We start from the raw sequence: 14,123 nt of genomic DNA on the forward strand, positions 1-14,123 counted from the left end.
GTCGGTGTGGCCGACGGCGCCGCCGGCTGCTCGCCGGTCGACCAGATCGCCGGCGGCGTCGGCGCGGCGCCCTCCGGCGGCACCCCCGGCCGGGTGGTCGCGCAGCCGGCGGCAAGCACCGGGGCGAGCAACAGCAGGATGGGGTACGCCGGACGCGCGCGGCGACCGATCGTCGGCGAGGGCATCCGGTCATCCTGGCAGAGCCGGTACCGTGGGCACGAACGGCGCGCGTAACGGAGGGCAGCGACGGTGACCATCGCCCGACCCGACCCCGTCCCGGATCCCGGCGCAGCCCGCCCGGTGCCGCGTGCCCCGTCGGGGCTCTTCCCGGCCGGGCCGCCGACCCGACCCACCTACCGCGAACCGCACCCGGTCACCGGCGGTGGTGTAGCCGCCGGAGGGGGCGCGGCGGCCGGTTGGCTGCTGCTGTTCGGCCTGCTCGGCACCGACGTGCCCAGCTACGCGTGGTGGACGGTGATCGCCGGCCTGCTGGCCTGGATCACCGCGCTGGTGCTGGTCCGGTACGGCGACCGGGGGGTGGCCACCGGCGTCGCCATCGTCACCGCCGGTGCTTGGAGCATCGCTGCGGCCGTGGTGGCGGTCCGCTGGGCCACCAGCGGTGACTGGCCGCTGTGGTGAACGTGTCGGACAGCTCCCGCAACGGCCGCAGTTGACTGCGCGGTGTGCCCGGTTGGCTGCGTAGCGAACGCCGTCTTGACGTGGCCGCCGAGACTCGGCACGCTCGGCACTATGGCCTGGACCACCCCGCGGCAGGACCCGGATCGCAGCCGCCGCCGCCTGCAGTTGCTCGCCGAGCTGGCGGGAGCCCGGGCGGTACGCCAGCGCAGCCGGCCGCAGCGACAGCGCACCGAGCGTCTGCGCCAGCTCATCGCCACCCGCCGTCGGGTAGCCGGCTGATCCGACTTTGTCAGGAATGACCGGCCTGTCGGGGCGTTGACCGGTCGCCTGCCGATCCGACCGGCTAACGTGCACGCGTAACGAGTCGGCGCTGTGCCGAGGGGCTATTGGGGGGACCGTGTCGTACTTCGCTGCGGCCGTGGTGCGCGACGACAGTGGCTGGACCGCCGCCGAGGTCAGCCTGCGCGGCGCCACCGACATCGACGAGGTCGCCGACCGACTGCGCGACGTCGATCTGGAAGCCGACGTGTCGCTGCTCTTCGTCGAGGCGGACGACGCGTACCTGGTGATCCTGCGCCTCGACGAGGGCGAGGACCTGCGGGTGTTCGGGTCGGACTCGGCGTTCGCCGAGGAGTCCCGGCTGGGTTCGCTGCTGGTCGGCGACCTGAAGACCTCGGTCACCGGGCTCGACGGCGACGAGGAGCCCCGCCCGGCGGCCAGCGGCGACGACGAGAGCGAACAACCCGTCGTCGACCCGGAGGCCGACCCGGTGGGCGACGCCGATCTGCTGGCCAACCTGGGGATTTCCGCGCAGAAGCTGCTGACCCTGTGCACGCACGAGGGGATGCTCCCGGCGGACGTCACCGCCGAGATCTGCGAGGTGCTCGGCTGCGCCGACGAGGTCGAGGAGCTGCGTGAGGTCTGAGCCGTCCGACGCCACCGACCCGTCGCTGGAGTTGATCCGGCCGGGGCAGCCGACTCCTGGCGCGGTGGGCCGCGCCGGGCCGGGCGCCCACGAGGGGCTGGCCGACCCCGGGGAGATCGGCCGGCGCCAGCGGCACGAACTGTGGATGCGCCGGGCCCTGGAGATCGCCGTCACCGGCCCGCCCGTCGACGACGCGGGCGCCACCGACGTCGACGACGTGCCGGTGGGCGCGGTGCTCTACGGGCCGGACGGCACCGAACTGGCCATCGGGCGCAACGAGCGGGAGCTGACCGGCGACCCCACCGCTCACGCCGAGGTGCTGGCCCTGCGTCGGGCCGCCGAGCGGGCCGGCCGGTGGCGGCTGGACGGCTGCACCCTCGTGGTCACCCTGGAACCGTGCACCATGTGCGCGGGGGCGCTGGTGCTGGCCCGGGTCTCCACTGTCGTCTTCGGCGCGTGGGAGCCGAAGACCGGCGCGGCCGGATCGCTCTGGGACGTGCTGCGGGACCGCCGGCTCAACCACCGGCCCGAGGTCTACGGCGGGGTGCTGGAGGCCGAGACGGCCGCCGTCCTGCGGGCGTTCTTCCGCTGAGCCGGCCGCCGCTCAGGCCGGCGGCAGGGTGACCGTGACGACCAGGCCGCCGGCCGGTCGGGGCTGCGCCTCGGCGGTGCCACCGTGGGCACGGGCCACCGCGCGGACGATGGACAGCCCCAACCCGAAGCCCCGCGCGCCGGCGACGCGCTCCCGCGACAGCCGGCGGAACGGTTGGAACATCGTCTCGACGTCGTAGCCGGGGATCACCGGGCCGGTGTTGGTCACCGTGAGCGTGGGCCGCCCGTTGACCGGGCCGGTGCGCACCTCCACCCAGCCGTCGGCGGGCAGGTTGTGCCGCAGCGCGTTCTCCACCAGGTTGAACGTGAGCCGTTCCAGCAGCACCGGGTCGCCGCTGGTCGGCGCCGACGTCAGCGACCGGCGCACCGGGATGTCCGGCGCCTGCTTCCCCGCCTGGTCCGTCGCGTGCGCGCAGACCTCCGCCAGGTCGACCGGCGTACGCTCGGTCAGCTCGTTCTCCGAGTCGGCGAGGGTCAGCAGCCCGTCGATGAGCCGCTCGTGCCGTTCGTTGACCGCCAGCAGCGACTCGCCCAGCCGGCGGGTCTCCGCCGAGGCGTCCGGCCGGGTCACCGCCAACTCCACCAGGGCGCGGTTCAGCGCCAACGGGGTACGCAGCTCGTGCGACGCGTTCGCCACGAACCGGCGCTGCCCGTCGAAGGAGCGGTCCAACCGTTCCAGCATCTCGTCGAACGTGTCGGCGAGTTCGCGTACCTCGTCGCGGGGGCCGGTCAGCGCGATCCGCTCGTGCAGGCCACGCCCTGCGGTGTCCGCGCCGGCGATCCGCCGCGCAGTGTCGGTGACCTGGTGCAACGGCTGCAACGCCCGCCCGGCGAGCAGCCAACCGAACGCGATCGCCACCGCCGACACCACGATCAACGCGATACCGCCCTGGGTGAGCAGCGACTCCAACGCGTTGCGCTTCGCCTCGTTCTGCGCCTCCTGGACCAGGGTGCGGAGCGTCTCGATGTTCTGCCCGCCACCCGAGTTGGGTGTCGTCACGGTCACCGGCAGGTCGCGCAGTTTCACCCCGAACGGCTGCGGCATCCGCTGATCCACCAGCACGTACGTGACGGCGAGCAGCACCACCCCGGCCAGCAGGAAGAGCCCTCCGTAGATGAGGGTGAGCCGGGCGCGGATCGTCAGGCGTTTCATCGGATCCGGTACCCCGCCCCCGGCACCGTCTCGATCACCGGCGGGTCGCCGAGCTTACGGCGCAGCTTCATCATGGTGACCCGGACCACGTTGGTGAAGGGGTCGATGTGCTCGTCCCAGGCGCGTTCCAGCAGGTCCTCGGCGGACACCACCGCGCCGTCGGCGCGCAGCAGCTCGGCCAGCACCGCGAACTCCTTGCGGGACAGCGCCACGTGCCGGTCGTCGCGGCGCACCTCGTGCCGGGCCGGGTCGAGCTGGATGCCGGCGCGGCGCAGCGTCGGCGGGGCGGCCGGACGGCTGCGGCGGGTCAGCGCGTGCACCCGCGCCGACAGCTCCACCAGGGCGAACGGTTTGGTCAGGTAGTCGTCCGCGCCGAGCGCCAGCCCTGCCACCCGCTCCCGGACCGCCGCCGCGGCGGTCAGCATCAACACCCGGGTGTCCCCGCCCGCGTCCACGATCGCCCGGCACACGTCGTCGCCGTGCACCACCGGCAGGTCCCGGTCCAGGACCACCACGGCGTATTCGTTGACGCCGAGTCGCTCCAACGCGGCGTCCCCGTCGTACGCCACGTCGACCGCGAACGACTCCCGGCGCAGCCACTCGGCGATGGCGTCCGCCAGCACGTTCTCGTCCTCGACCACCAGCACTCTCACCCGTCCATGGTCCCCGGCGCGGGGTAACGGCGGCGTAACCGCGCACGGTTACGCCCGGGATACGCCCGCTGCCGTGCACTGGGTGCCGACGTCCGGCGATCCGCGCCGGACCCGGAAGCGGAAGCGGAGACCATGCGACGACAGATGCTTGCGATACCCGCCCTGCTCGCCCTGGCGCTGGCCGGGTGCGGCGCGGCGGGCGACGACGGCGGCGGGGTCGCGACCGCCGGCGGTGCGAAGGCCGGTGCCACGGCGAGCGCCACACCGGTCAGCGACTCGGAACGGCAGCTCGCGTTCGCCCGGTGCATGCGGGAGAACGGGGTGGACATGCCGGACCCGGAGGCGGGTGGCCGCCCGGGGTTCCGGTTCGGCGGGGACGTGGATCAGCAGAAGGTCCAGGCGGCCATGGAGAAGTGCCGCGACAAGCTGCCCAACGGTGGGCAGGGGCCGCAGCTCAACCCGGAGCAGGCCGAGCAGATGCGCGCGCTGGCCAAGTGCATGCGGGAGAACGGGGTGCCGGACTTCCCGGACCCGGACGCCGATGGGCGGGTCCAGATCGGGCAGGCCGGCAAGGCGTTCAACATCGGCGACCCGACCATGAAGGCCGCGCTGGAGAAGTGCCGGCAGCTCGCGCCGCAGTTCGGTGGTGGCCGGTGACCGGCGCCACCCGACGCTCGCGGCTGCGGGCCGCCCTCGTCGGCGGGGTCGTCCTGCTGGTCGCCGCCGTCGGCGTGGTGGCCGCGGTGGGCTTCGGCGGCGGCGCCGACGGGACGCCGCCGAGGCCAGCGGCCCGGCGGCCACCGCCGCGATCACCCGGCAGACCCTCGCCGACGCGCAGACCGCCGACGGCGAGTTGGGGTACGGCGCGACGCGTACCGCCACGGCGAAGCTCAGCGGCACCATCACCGGGCTGCCGGCGACCGGGTCGACGGTGCGCCGGGGCAGGGCGCTCTACCTGGTCGACAACGAGGAAGTCGTGCTCCTCTACGGGGGGCTGCCCGCGTACCGGACGCTCGCCCCCGGGGTGGAGGGTCCCGACGTCGCGCAGTTCGAGCGGAACCTGAAGGCGCTCGGCTACGGCGGTTTCACGGTCGACGACGAGTACACCGGTGCCACCGCCGACGCGGTCCGCGACTGGCAGGAGGACCTCGGTCTGGCCGAGACCGGCCGGGTCGAGCAGGGGCGGATCGTCTACGCCGACGGGGAGGTCCGGGTGGAGAGCCACCAGGCCGACGTCGGTGCGCTCGCGCAGCCCGGCCAGGCGGTGCTCACCTACACCGGCACCAGCCGGGTGGTCACCGTCGAGCTGGACGTGGACGACCAGCGGCTCGCGAAGCGGAACGCGAAGGCCACGGTGAAGCTGCCGGACGGCCGGGCGGTCGCCGGCACGATCAGCACGGTCGAGACCGTCATCCAGGCCGGTGCCGCCGGTGCCAACGGGCAGTCCGGCGAGGCCGAGACGAAGATCGAGGTGACCGTCGCGGTGGCCGACCCGAAGGCCCTCGCGGGTTTCGACCAGGCCAGCGCCGACGTCACGTTCACCGCCTCGGAGCGCCGGGACGTGCTCACCGTGCCGGTGGCGGCGCTGCTGGCCCTCGCCGAGGGTGGCTACGGCGTCGAGGTCGTCGACGGCGACGCCAGCCGGATCGTCGCGGTGACCACCGGGTTGTTCGCCGACGGTCGGGTGGAGGTCTCCGGAACGGGGGTCGCCGAGGGCATGACGGTGGTGATTCCGGCGTGACCGGCGACGTGATCGTGCTCGACCGGGTCAGCAAGCGGTACGCCGGCGGGGTCGTCGCGTTGGATGACGTGTCGTTGCGGATCGGCTACGGCGAGCTGGTGGCGATCGTCGGCCCGTCCGGGTCGGGCAAGTCAACCATGCTGCACCTGATCGGCACCCTGGACCGGCCGTCGTCGGGCAGCGTGCTCGTCGACGGGTACGACGCGGCGAAGCTGACCGACCGGGAGCTGTCCGCCTTGCGGGCCACCCGGATCGGCTTCGTGTTCCAGCAGTTCCACCTGGCCCCCGGCGTCCCGGTCGTGGACAACGTGGCCGACGGGCTGCTCTACTCCGGCGTACCCCTCGGGCGGCGGCGCGAACGCGCGGAGGCCGCGTTGGTCCGGGTTGGCCTGGGCCACCGACTCGGGCACCGGCCGCACGAGTTGTCCGGCGGCGAACGTCAGCGGGTGGCCGTGGCGCGGGCGGTGGTCGGCGAGCCCGCGGTGCTGCTCGCCGACGAACCGACCGGCAACCTCGACTCCACCTCCGGTGCCGGGGTGCTGGACCTGCTGCACGAGTTGCACCGGGCCGGCACCACCGTCGTGGTGATCACGCATGACCGGGAGATCGCCGACAGTCTGCCCCGGCAGGTGCGGATGCGCGACGGCGCGGTGCGGCACGACTCGGTCCTCGCGCCGGGCGGGGTCGGCCGATGACGACGACCACCACGACCCGGCTCGTTCCCGCTCGGATGGGTCCCGGGGACGTCCTGCGGGTCGGCGGGGTGGGGCTGCGGACCCGCCCGCTGCGGGCGTTCCTCTCGGCGCTGGGCATCGCGATCGGCATCGCCGCGATGATCGCGGTCGTCGGCATCTCCTCGTCGTCCCGGGCCGAGCTGGACCGGGCGCTCGACGCGCTCGGTACCAACCTGCTCACCGTCGAGCCGGGCAACACCCTCTTCGGTGCGGACGCGCAGCTGCCCGAGGAGTCGGTGGCCATGATCGGGCGGATCGGCCCGGTGACCGAGGTGTCCGCGACCGGGCAGGTCTCCGACGCCAAGGTCTACCGCTCGGACCGGATCCCCACGGCCGAGACGGGCGGCATCGCCACCCGGGCGGCCCGGCTGGACCTGCTCGGCACGGTCGGGGCCGAGTTGACCAGCGGGGCGTGGCTCAACGAGCGACCGCCCGCTATCCGGCGGTCGTCCTCGGCGCCACCGCCGCGCGGCGGCTCGGGATCAGCACGGCAAACCCGCAGGTGCAGGTGTGGCTGGGTGGGCGGTGGTTCACCGTGGTCGGCGTCCTCGCGCCCGCGCCGCTCGCTCCGGAGTTGGACACCTCGGCGTTGGTCGGCTGGTCGGCGGCGACCGACTACCTGGGCTTCGACGGCCATCCGACCACCGTCTACACCCGGGCGCAGGAGTCGCAGGTCGAGGCCGTCCGGTCGGTGCTCGGGGCCACCGCCAACCCGGACGCGCCCAACGAGGTGGAGGTGTCCCGGCCGTCCGACGCGCTGGCCGCCGCCGAGGCGACCGACGCCGCGTTCACCGGGCTGCTGCTGGGCCTGGGCGCGGTCGCCCTGCTCGTCGGAGGGGTCGGCGTGGCGAACACGATGGTGATCTCGGTGCTGGAGCGGCGGGCCGAGATCGGTCTGCGCCGCTCGCTCGGGGCCACCCGCGGTCAGGTGCGCACCCAGTTCCTCGCCGAATCGCTGCTGCTCTCCGCGCTCGGCGGGGTCGGCGGGGTGCTGCTGGGCATCCTGGTCACCTCGGGGTACGCGCTGTCCCAGGGCTGGCCGACCGTGGTGCCGGCCTGGGCGATGCTCGGCGGGGTGGCCGCCACGCTGATCATCGGCGGCTTCGCCGGCCTGTACCCCGCGGTGCGGGCCGCCCGCCTCTCCCCGACGGAGGCGCTGACCGCCGTCTGACTCGGGCGGTCGGGCGGGCTGATGCGAAAGAGCGTGATGACTGTGCGGCATATTTATGCCACACAGTCATCACGCTCGTTGTGGTGTTGCCGCCCCGACGGGTCAGGCGATGATCGTGTCGAGGGCGATCTCGACCATCTGGCTGAAGGTCTGCTCCCGCTCCTCCGAGGTGGTCTTCTCGCCGGTCTTGATGTGGTCGCTGACGGTCAGCACGGTCAGCGCCCGAGCCTTGAAGCGGGCCGCGATCGTGTAGAGCGCCGCCGACTCCATCTCCACCGCCAGCACGCCGTAGTCGGCGAGCGTGTCGTAGAGGTCCGGCCGGTCCGTGTAGAAGGCGTCCGCCGCCAGGATCGGTCCGACGTGCATGGTGATGCCGCGCCGCTCGGCCACCTCGACCGACGTACGCAGCAGCCCGAAGTCGGCCACCGGCGCGTAGTCGATCAGCCCGTCGAAGCGCATCCGGTTCATGTTCGAGTCGGTGGACGAGCCGATCGCGGCCACCACGTCCCGCAGTTGCAGGTCGGTGCTGAGGGCACCGCACGAGCCGACCCGGATCAGCGTCTTCACGCCGTACTCGTTGATCAGCTCATGGGCGTAGATGGAGGCGGACGGCATGCCCATGCCGGACCCCTGGACGGAAACCTCGACACCGTTCCAGCGGCCGGTGAAGCCCAGCATGCCCCGAACCGTCGAGTAGCAGGTGGCGCCCTCGAGGTAGGTCTCCGCGATCCACTTGGCCCGCAGCGGGTCGCCCGGCATCAGGACCCGCTCGGCGATCTCGCCCGGCTTCGCGCCGATGTGCGTACTCATGGCAAAGATCCTGCCAGGCCGGCTCCAGCGATACCGGTTCGGCGTCGGAACCTGGGGTCCTGTACCCTCGTCGGCGGTGGCGTGTCCGAGTGGCCTAAGGAGCACGCCTCGAAAGCGTGTGAGGGTTAACGCCCTCCGCGGGTTCAAATCCCGCCGCCACCGCCAGTGAGATGCGAAAACGCCCGGTCGATCCGCGAGGATCGGCCGGGCGTTCTTCGCTCAGAGCTGCTGCTCGCCGCCGTCGACGAACAGCTCGCCACCGGTCATGAAGCTGCCCTGCCCTGCTCCGCGCCGCCAGCCGCCTGGCCGGCGAACGAGCCCTCGCCGACCGGTTCGGTCGCGCGGTCGCCGAAGGTGACCTACCTGCCGATGCCGACCCGGCCGCGCTGGCCCGCTTCGTCATGATCGTCACCGAGGGGCACGCGATACACGCCGCCGCCGGTGTCAGCCGCGAGGACCTGCGGCAGGCGGCGGAGATCGCGCTCACCGGCTTCGTCGCCGCGTCCGGGGCGCGGCTACCCGAGCACGCCACCGACCCGGCCTGAGTGGACTGTTGCTCGGCACCGGGTCGATCAGCAGGGGCCGACGCCCTCGTCGAAGAGGCGGCGGGCCCAGTCGGCGTACCCCGCGACGGTTTTTCGGACCGTGCGCCCGTCGTGCAGGAACAGGTACGCGCGGTCGCCGCTGCGGGCGAGCAACCCGTCGAGCCGGTGCGTCCCCTGTGGAGCGCGCAGGCGGGTGACCGACGGATAGCGGGCCCAGACCTGGTCGAGGGGTGAGCCCGCCGCGATGCCCTCCGGTGTCCGCATCGGGTCACCGACCCAGAGCAGGACCAGTCTGTCTTCGACGAAGACCGGACTGACGGTGTCGTGCCCGGCGAGCATCGGCCCGCAGGTGTCCAGGCCGGTACGCAGGACGCCCCGGCGGGTCAGCTCGTCCTCGGTGTCACCGAACTCGATGTTGCTGAGACCGTTCAGGCCGATGGTCTCCACGCTGCCGGCGGGCCGGCCGGCCGGGCTCGGCCCGGTTGGCGGTACGCCGCTGCCCGCGATCGAGGCAGCCGTCATCAGCGTGGCTATGAACGCAAATTGTCGCAATTTCATGGAATCCCCCAGTCCCCAACGGGACGGGAGCGATCAGGTTGCTGCCGGGCGTCGGATTACTGGTTTTCCCACTGCTCGACCAGTTCATCCCAGTAGTCGGCGCTGAGCCGGCGACGTCCGTGCGCCAACCAGCCCGCGGTGTTCCGCTCCAGGTGCAGCCCCAGTTCGGCGAACGGGTCGATCCACGTGCCCGGTTCCGCGCCGAGCCGGGTCAGCGCCGAGTTGATCGGCCACTGTTCGCGCGGCGAGTCGAAGACCTCATCGAACCGCGGACCCCAGGACAGCGCGCCACCCAGCCACACCACCGCCGACTGGTGGCCGGCGCCGCCGCCGAACTCCGCCTCCAGGTACGCCACCGGCCCCGACCGCGACCAGCCTGCCAGCAGCCCGACCAGCGGCGGCGACAACACCAGCCCGAACGGATGCTCGGCGCTGCGGTCGTCCACCGCGTAGTCCGGCAGCGACCCGGTCAGCTCGACCACCAACTGCGGGGTGACCGGCAGCAACGCGAAGTCCTGGCGAAGCTCGCCGAGGACCGCGTGATCCAGCTCGGCGGTCTGCTCGCGGAGCAACTCCGCGTCCGCGACCACCGCGCTGAGCTGGTAACCCATCGAACCCTCCGCCGTCCACAGCCTGTGGATAGAACATGTGTACGACGGGATTGCGGGTCCGCCGGCCCCTGGAACGGTACCGGTGCATCCGGGGGTCTGGACGGGTCAAACCCGCCCCGGCGGCACGACGGCGCGCACAGTGTCGGCGAGCAGGTGGGGGTGGGAGAGCATCGGGTGGTGGCCGGTGGGTAGTTCGACGGTCCGGGTCGCGCGGGCGGCCTGGGAGCGTTGCAGAGCGGGTGGCGTGGCGCGGTCCTCGGCGCAGACGACCGCCGTCGACGGCAGGTGACGCCAACCCGCGTGGCGGACCGGGGCGGTCAGCACCGAAGCGTCCTGCCGGGTCAGGCGGGCGACCGCACCCTCGACCGCCTGCTCGTCGCAGTCCTGAAGAAACAGCTCGCGCACCGACTCGTGTCGTACGCCAAAAGTGCCGTCCGGGGAGAAGTCCAGGTAGGGGGCTGGCTCCGCCGGGCCGAGGTGAGCCAGGGCCTGCCCGACGTCCGGCAGGAACGAGCTGACGTACACCAGATGAGCGACGTCGCCGGCGTCGGCGGCCTCGGTCGCGACCACCCCGCCGTAGGAGTGCCCCACCAGCACCGCTGGGCCGACCTCGCGCAACACCCGTCGGGTTTCCGCGACGTCCGCCGCGAAGTCAGCCGGGGCATCCGCCACCTCGCCACAGCTCGGTAGCCGGACCGCGACGCTGTCCAGCCCGTCGGCTCGTAACGCGCCAGCGACCCGCGACCACCACCACTCCCCGTCGCGGACGCAGGCCCCGTGCACGAAGACCACTCTCATCGCCGTCTCCCGTCCGGCGGACCCTCAACGGTCCCGCCCGCCACCGACGTTAGACGCAGCAAACCCGGGGACGGCCACGCCCGGGCGGACGTCCTGGCCACGTTGGTCCCCGGGTGGCGCGTGGGCTTGACCCTGGCTCAGGCGCCGGGCGTGGGGGCGTCGGCGCGCAGCAGCCCCTCGGCGCGGAGCTGTTCCCACAGCCCGGCCGGTACGGCGCCGGCGTGCAGATCGGCGTTGCGGATGACCTCGTCCGGAGTGCGCACGCCGACGGTCACGTTGACCACCGCCGGATGCGCGAACGGAAAGGCGATCGCCGCCGCGGGAAGTGTGCTGCCGTGCTGCTCGCAGACCTCGGCGATCCGCGCGGCGCGCGCCACCACGTCCGGCGGGGCGTCCGCGTAGTTGTACTTGGCGTCCGGGCCGGGACGCTCGCGGGCCAGCAGCCCGGAGTTGAAGACCCCCACCGCGATGACGCTCTTGCCCTGCTCGACCGCGGCCGGCAGGACGTCGTCCAGCGCGTCCTGCTCCAGCAGCGTGTACCGGCCCGCCAGCATGACGACATCCGCCGCCGTCTCGCGCAGGAAACGCGTGAGCATCGCCGACTGGTTCATCCCCGCGCCGATGGCCCCGACGACACCCTGGTCACGTAACTCCGCCAGGGCCGGCATGGCCTCGTCGGCGGCCTGCGGCCAGTGGTCGTCCGGATCGTGCACGAACACGACGTCGAACCGGTCGAGCCCGGTACGTTCCAGGCTCGCCTCGATCGAACGCAGCACGCCGTCGCGGCTGTAGTCGCGCTCCGGGCGTACGTCGTCGGGGACGTCGAAACCGTCAACTCCCCGCCCGGCCGGTCGGGCGTTGGGCACCAGGAGGCGGCCGACCTTCGACGAGACCACGAACTCGCCCCGGGGTCGACCCCGCAGGGCGCGGCCCAGTCGCCGCTCGGAGATCCCCAGCCCGTAGTACGGGGCGGTGTCGAAGAATCGGATGCCGCGCTCCCACGCCGTGTCGACGGCCGCCACCGCGTCGTCGTCGCCCACCGCCTGGTAGAGGTTGCCGATCGCGGCGCCGCCGAAGCCCAGTTCCGTCACCTCGACCGGAGTTCCCGCAATACGTCGCCGTCGCATCCGGCCACGCTAGGCCGAGCCCGCCGGATGATCAACCGTCGTCGCGGCGCCGAGCTGGAGGCATGGCTCTCGGCGCAGGGCGCGGAAGCCGTCCAGGTCCTGGGCTGATCGTCCCCGTGCAGACGACTCAGGGCCGGTCCCCGTGGGGCCGGCCCTGTCGTTCGTGCTGCTCAGGCGAGCGGAGGATACGAGATTCGAACTCGTGAGGGTGTTAACCCAACACGCTTTCCAAGCGTGCGCCCTAGGCCTCTAGGCGAATCCTCCGCGAGCCAGGATACAGGCCCCCGTCGGCCAAGCCACCCCACCACCCCCTGAAGATCGACGGGCGGTCGGGTAGGCTGGGCGTCACCTCCCGTGCGGCGGTATCTCGTGAACCTCCCCAGGGCCGGAAGGCAGCAAGGATAAGCGAGCTCTGCCGGGTGCACGGGAGGCCTTTTTGTCTGTGGATCCGGTTGATCCACTCGTCATCGGTGATGTCGGGGCATCCCGGGCACGCGGACACCCCGGTTTCCAGGAAGCCGAGTCGATCAAGCGCGGCAACCCGAGGTGCCCGGCGGGGTGGGTGGTCACCCGCGCCCGACCGGCGCAGAATGGCTCGGTCGAGAGGAGGCGGGACGAGTGACGCTGGCGCTCTACCGCAAGTACCGGCCGCGTACCTTCGCCGAGGTCATCGGGCAGGAACACGTCACCGAGCCGTTGTCGCAGGCGCTGCGCAGCGGGCGGCTCAACCACGCCTACCTCTTCTCCGGCCCACGGGGCTGCGGCAAGACCTCCAGCGCCCGGATCCTGGCCCGCTCGCTCAACTGTGAGCAGGGCCCCACCCCGGAGCCGTGCGGCAATTGCGAGTCGTGCCGCTCGCTGGCCACCGACGGCGCCGGCTCCATCGACGTGATCGAGATCGACGCGGCCAGCCACGGTGGCGTCGACGACGCCCGCGAGCTGCGGGAGCGCGCGTTCTTCGCGCCGGCCAGCAGCCGCTTCAAGATCTACGTCATCGACGAGGCGCACATGGTCTCGACGCAGGGCTTCAACGCCCTGCTCAAGCTCGTCGAGGAGCCTCCGGAATACGTCAAGTTCATCTTCGCCACCACCGAGCCGGAGAAGGTCCTCGGCACGATCAGGTCGCGGACCCACCACTACCCGTTCCGGCTGATCCCGCCGAAGGTGCTCCGCCCCTACCTGGAGCAGCTCACCCAGGCCGAGGGCGTCGCCGTCGAGCCGGCGGTCTTCCCGCTGGTGGTCCGCGCCGGTGGCGGCAGCGCCCGGGACAGCCTCTCGGTGCTCGACCAGCTCATCGCCGGCGCCGGCCCGGAGGGGGTCAGCTATGCGCGGGCCGCCGCTCTGCTCGGCGTCACCGACACCGCGTTGATCGACGAGATGTGCGATGCGCTGGCCGCCGGGGACGGCGCCGCCGCGTACGCCACCGTCGACCGGGTGGCCGAGGCCGGTCACGACCCGCGCCGGTTCGCGTCGGATCTACTGGAGCGGCTGCGCGACCTGATCGTGCTCCAGCAGGTGCCGGACGCCGCCGCGAAGGGCCTCATCGACGGCCCCGCCGACCAGATCGAACGGATGGCCGCGCAGGCCTCGCAGCTCGGCCCCGGCACGCTCTCCCGTTGCGCCGACATCGTGCACGACGGCCTCGTGGAGATGCGCGGCACCACCGCGCCCCGGCTGCTGCTGGAGCTGATCTGCGCCCGGATGCTGCTGCCCGGCGCGGACGACTCCACCGGCGGCCTGCTCCAGCGCCTGGAGCGGATGGAACGCCGGCTCACCCTGGGCGGCGACGCGCCGACCACCCACCCAGGGGTACGCCCACAGCCAGCCACCCCGACCCCGGCTGCCGCAGCCAACCCGACGCCGGTCAACGCCCCGACCTCCGCACCGCCCTGGGAGGTCGACCCGACGGCGTCCCCAACCAGCTCCGCGGCCCAGAGCGCTCCGACCTCGGGTGCTCCGGCGTCCGGCGCCTCGACCGCAGACTCGCCGATCCCGGCGTCGCCCGGTGCGTCAGCGACCACCGCCGGACCGGCACCCGTCTCCCCG

Annotated in this window: 16 protein-coding genes, 2 tRNA genes, 1 other RNA gene and 2 pseudogenes; 12 read left to right on the forward strand and 9 right to left on the reverse strand. The window is 72.8% G+C overall.

Translation table 11 applies throughout. The annotated features are described in order from the left end of the window. Window positions 1–185: pseudogene (locus tag JNW91_RS32605) on the reverse strand (M23 family peptidase); the annotation flags it as partial. Window positions 186–249: 64 nt separating this feature from the next. On the opposite strand from JNW91_RS32605, the gene JNW91_RS23175 reads away from it, so the two are divergent. From JNW91_RS23175 to JNW91_RS23190, 4 genes are all read left to right on the forward strand, one after another. Continuing rightward, a complete protein-coding gene (locus JNW91_RS23175) occupies window positions 250–639 on the forward strand; it encodes a hypothetical protein (protein ID WP_203177556.1) in 390 nt (129 codons plus the stop codon). Window positions 640–750: 111 nt separating this feature from the next. Beyond that, window positions 751–918: a hypothetical protein gene (locus JNW91_RS23180; RefSeq protein ID WP_167454701.1), complete on the forward strand. Its 168-nt coding sequence runs from the start codon at window positions 751–753 to the stop codon at window positions 916–918. Window positions 919–1,036: 118 nt separating this feature from the next. Beyond that, on the forward strand, window positions 1,037–1,564 hold the full coding sequence (locus JNW91_RS23185) for a tRNA adenosine deaminase-associated protein (RefSeq protein WP_203177557.1): 528 nt from the start codon (window positions 1,037–1,039) through the stop codon (window positions 1,562–1,564). A 145-nt stretch (window positions 1,565–1,709) separates the two neighbouring features. Then, window positions 1,710–2,156: a nucleoside deaminase gene (locus JNW91_RS23190; protein ID WP_203177566.1), complete on the forward strand. Its 447-nt coding sequence runs from the start codon at window positions 1,710–1,712 to the stop codon at window positions 2,154–2,156. A 12-nt stretch (window positions 2,157–2,168) separates the two neighbouring features. Here JNW91_RS23190 and JNW91_RS23195 read toward each other — a convergent pair whose 3' ends face one another. Both JNW91_RS23195 and JNW91_RS23200 read right to left on the reverse strand, forming a co-directional pair. Next, entirely contained in the window at window positions 2,169–3,329 is a 1,161-nt protein-coding gene (locus tag JNW91_RS23195; protein ID WP_203177558.1) for a sensor histidine kinase, read from the reverse strand. Then, the gene (locus JNW91_RS23200) at window positions 3,326–3,982 is read right to left on the reverse strand and encodes a response regulator transcription factor (protein ID WP_203177559.1); all 657 of its coding nucleotides are present in this window, start codon (window positions 3,980–3,982) and stop codon (window positions 3,326–3,328) included. The genes JNW91_RS23195 and JNW91_RS23200 overlap by 4 nt, the downstream gene beginning before the upstream one ends. 144 nt (window positions 3,983–4,126) lie before the next feature. Here JNW91_RS23200 and JNW91_RS23205 point away from each other — a divergent pair, with 144 nt between their 5' ends. The 4 genes and pseudogenes from JNW91_RS23205 (at window position 4,127) to JNW91_RS23220 (ending at window position 7,628) form a co-directional block, all read left to right on the forward strand. Continuing rightward, entirely contained in the window at window positions 4,127–4,639 is a 513-nt protein-coding gene (locus JNW91_RS23205) for a hypothetical protein (protein WP_238425542.1), read from the forward strand. Beyond that, window positions 4,629–5,723 carry a peptidoglycan-binding protein gene (locus JNW91_RS23210; RefSeq protein WP_309244468.1) on the forward strand — a complete coding sequence of 365 codons (1,095 nt, stop codon included), beginning with the start codon at window positions 4,629–4,631 and terminating at the stop codon, window positions 5,721–5,723. Before JNW91_RS23205 ends, JNW91_RS23210 begins: the two co-directional genes overlap by 11 nt. Window positions 5,724–5,731: 8 nt before the next feature. Continuing rightward, complete coding sequence (locus JNW91_RS23215; protein ID WP_203177567.1) at window positions 5,732–6,418, forward strand: ABC transporter ATP-binding protein; 687 nt, start codon at window positions 5,732–5,734, stop codon at window positions 6,416–6,418. Continuing rightward, window positions 6,415–7,628: pseudogene (locus JNW91_RS23220) on the forward strand (ABC transporter permease). The gene JNW91_RS23215 and the pseudogene JNW91_RS23220 overlap by 4 nt, the downstream one beginning before the upstream one ends. 102 nt (window positions 7,629–7,730) lie before the next feature. On the opposite strand, the gene deoD reads toward JNW91_RS23220, so the two are convergent. Further along, complete coding sequence (gene deoD, locus JNW91_RS23225) at window positions 7,731–8,438, reverse strand: purine-nucleoside phosphorylase (protein ID WP_074315244.1); 708 nt, start codon at window positions 8,436–8,438, stop codon at window positions 7,731–7,733. A 75-nt stretch (window positions 8,439–8,513) separates the two neighbouring features. On the opposite strand from deoD, the gene JNW91_RS23230 reads away from it, so the two are divergent. Both JNW91_RS23230 and JNW91_RS32610 read left to right on the forward strand, forming a co-directional pair. After that, window positions 8,514–8,603 (forward strand) — tRNA-Ser (locus tag JNW91_RS23230). A 236-nt stretch (window positions 8,604–8,839) separates the two neighbouring features. Then, complete coding sequence (locus JNW91_RS32610) at window positions 8,840–8,983, forward strand: hypothetical protein (RefSeq protein ID WP_238425543.1); 144 nt, start codon at window positions 8,840–8,842, stop codon at window positions 8,981–8,983. Window positions 8,984–9,010: 27 nt separating this feature from the next. Here the strand turns inward: JNW91_RS32610 and JNW91_RS23240 are convergent, their stop codons facing one another. The 5 genes from JNW91_RS23240 to JNW91_RS23260 form a co-directional block, all read right to left on the reverse strand. Next, window positions 9,011–9,505 (reverse strand): hypothetical protein, encoded by a 495-nt coding sequence (locus JNW91_RS23240; RefSeq protein WP_203177561.1) that lies wholly within the window; start codon window positions 9,503–9,505, stop codon window positions 9,011–9,013. A 92-nt stretch (window positions 9,506–9,597) separates the two neighbouring features. Beyond that, window positions 9,598–10,152 carry a hypothetical protein gene (locus JNW91_RS23245; RefSeq protein ID WP_203177562.1) on the reverse strand — a complete coding sequence of 185 codons (555 nt, stop codon included), beginning with the start codon at window positions 10,150–10,152 and terminating at the stop codon, window positions 9,598–9,600. 105 nt (window positions 10,153–10,257) lie between these two features. After that, window positions 10,258–10,950, reverse strand: a complete 693-nt coding sequence (locus JNW91_RS23250; RefSeq protein ID WP_203177563.1) for an alpha/beta hydrolase — start codon at window positions 10,948–10,950, stop codon at window positions 10,258–10,260. Window positions 10,951–11,087: 137 nt separating this feature from the next. Next, entirely contained in the window at window positions 11,088–12,077 is a 990-nt protein-coding gene (locus JNW91_RS23255; protein WP_203177564.1) for an aldo/keto reductase, read from the reverse strand. 179 nt (window positions 12,078–12,256) lie between these two features. Further along, window positions 12,257–12,341: transfer RNA gene (locus JNW91_RS23260), tRNA-Ser, on the reverse strand. Window positions 12,342–12,423: 82 nt separating this feature from the next. Between JNW91_RS23260 and ffs the strand changes: the two genes are divergently transcribed. Continuing rightward, an RNA gene (gene ffs / locus JNW91_RS23265) (signal recognition particle sRNA small type) lies at window positions 12,424–12,513 on the forward strand. Window positions 12,514–12,695: 182 nt separating this feature from the next. Continuing rightward, the coding region (locus JNW91_RS23270; RefSeq protein ID WP_203177565.1) for a DNA polymerase III subunit gamma and tau at window positions 12,696–14,123 on the forward strand (1,428 nt) is incomplete at its 3' end.

Source organism: Micromonospora parastrephiae (assembly GCF_016802865.1).
Lineage (GTDB): Bacteria > Actinomycetota > Actinomycetes > Mycobacteriales > Micromonosporaceae > Micromonospora > Micromonospora parastrephiae.

Coding starts and splice junctions, on each gene's coding strand:
- JNW91_RS23180 (WP_167454701.1), top strand. CDS start 751: ATGGCCTGGACCACCCCGCGGCAGGACCCGGATCGCAGCCGCCGCCGC.
- JNW91_RS23190 (WP_203177566.1), top strand. CDS start 1,710: ATGCGCCGGGCCCTGGAGATCGCCGTCACCGGCCCGCCCGTCGACGAC.
- JNW91_RS23195 (WP_203177558.1), bottom strand. CDS start 3,329: ATGAAACGCCTGACGATCCGCGCCCGGCTCACCCTCATCTACGGAGGG.
- JNW91_RS23205 (WP_238425542.1), top strand. CDS start 4,127: ATGCTTGCGATACCCGCCCTGCTCGCCCTGGCGCTGGCCGGGTGCGGC.
- deoD (WP_074315244.1), bottom strand. CDS start 8,438: ATGAGTACGCACATCGGCGCGAAGCCGGGCGAGATCGCCGAGCGGGTC.
- JNW91_RS32610 (WP_238425543.1), top strand. CDS start 8,840: ATGATCGTCACCGAGGGGCACGCGATACACGCCGCCGCCGGTGTCAGC.
- JNW91_RS23240 (WP_203177561.1), bottom strand. CDS start 9,505: ATGACGGCTGCCTCGATCGCGGGCAGCGGCGTACCGCCAACCGGGCCG.
- JNW91_RS23245 (WP_203177562.1), bottom strand. CDS start 10,152: ATGGGTTACCAGCTCAGCGCGGTGGTCGCGGACGCGGAGTTGCTCCGC.
- JNW91_RS23250 (WP_203177563.1), bottom strand. CDS start 10,950: ATGAGAGTGGTCTTCGTGCACGGGGCCTGCGTCCGCGACGGGGAGTGG.
- JNW91_RS23255 (WP_203177564.1), bottom strand. CDS start 12,077: ATGCGACGGCGACGTATTGCGGGAACTCCGGTCGAGGTGACGGAACTG.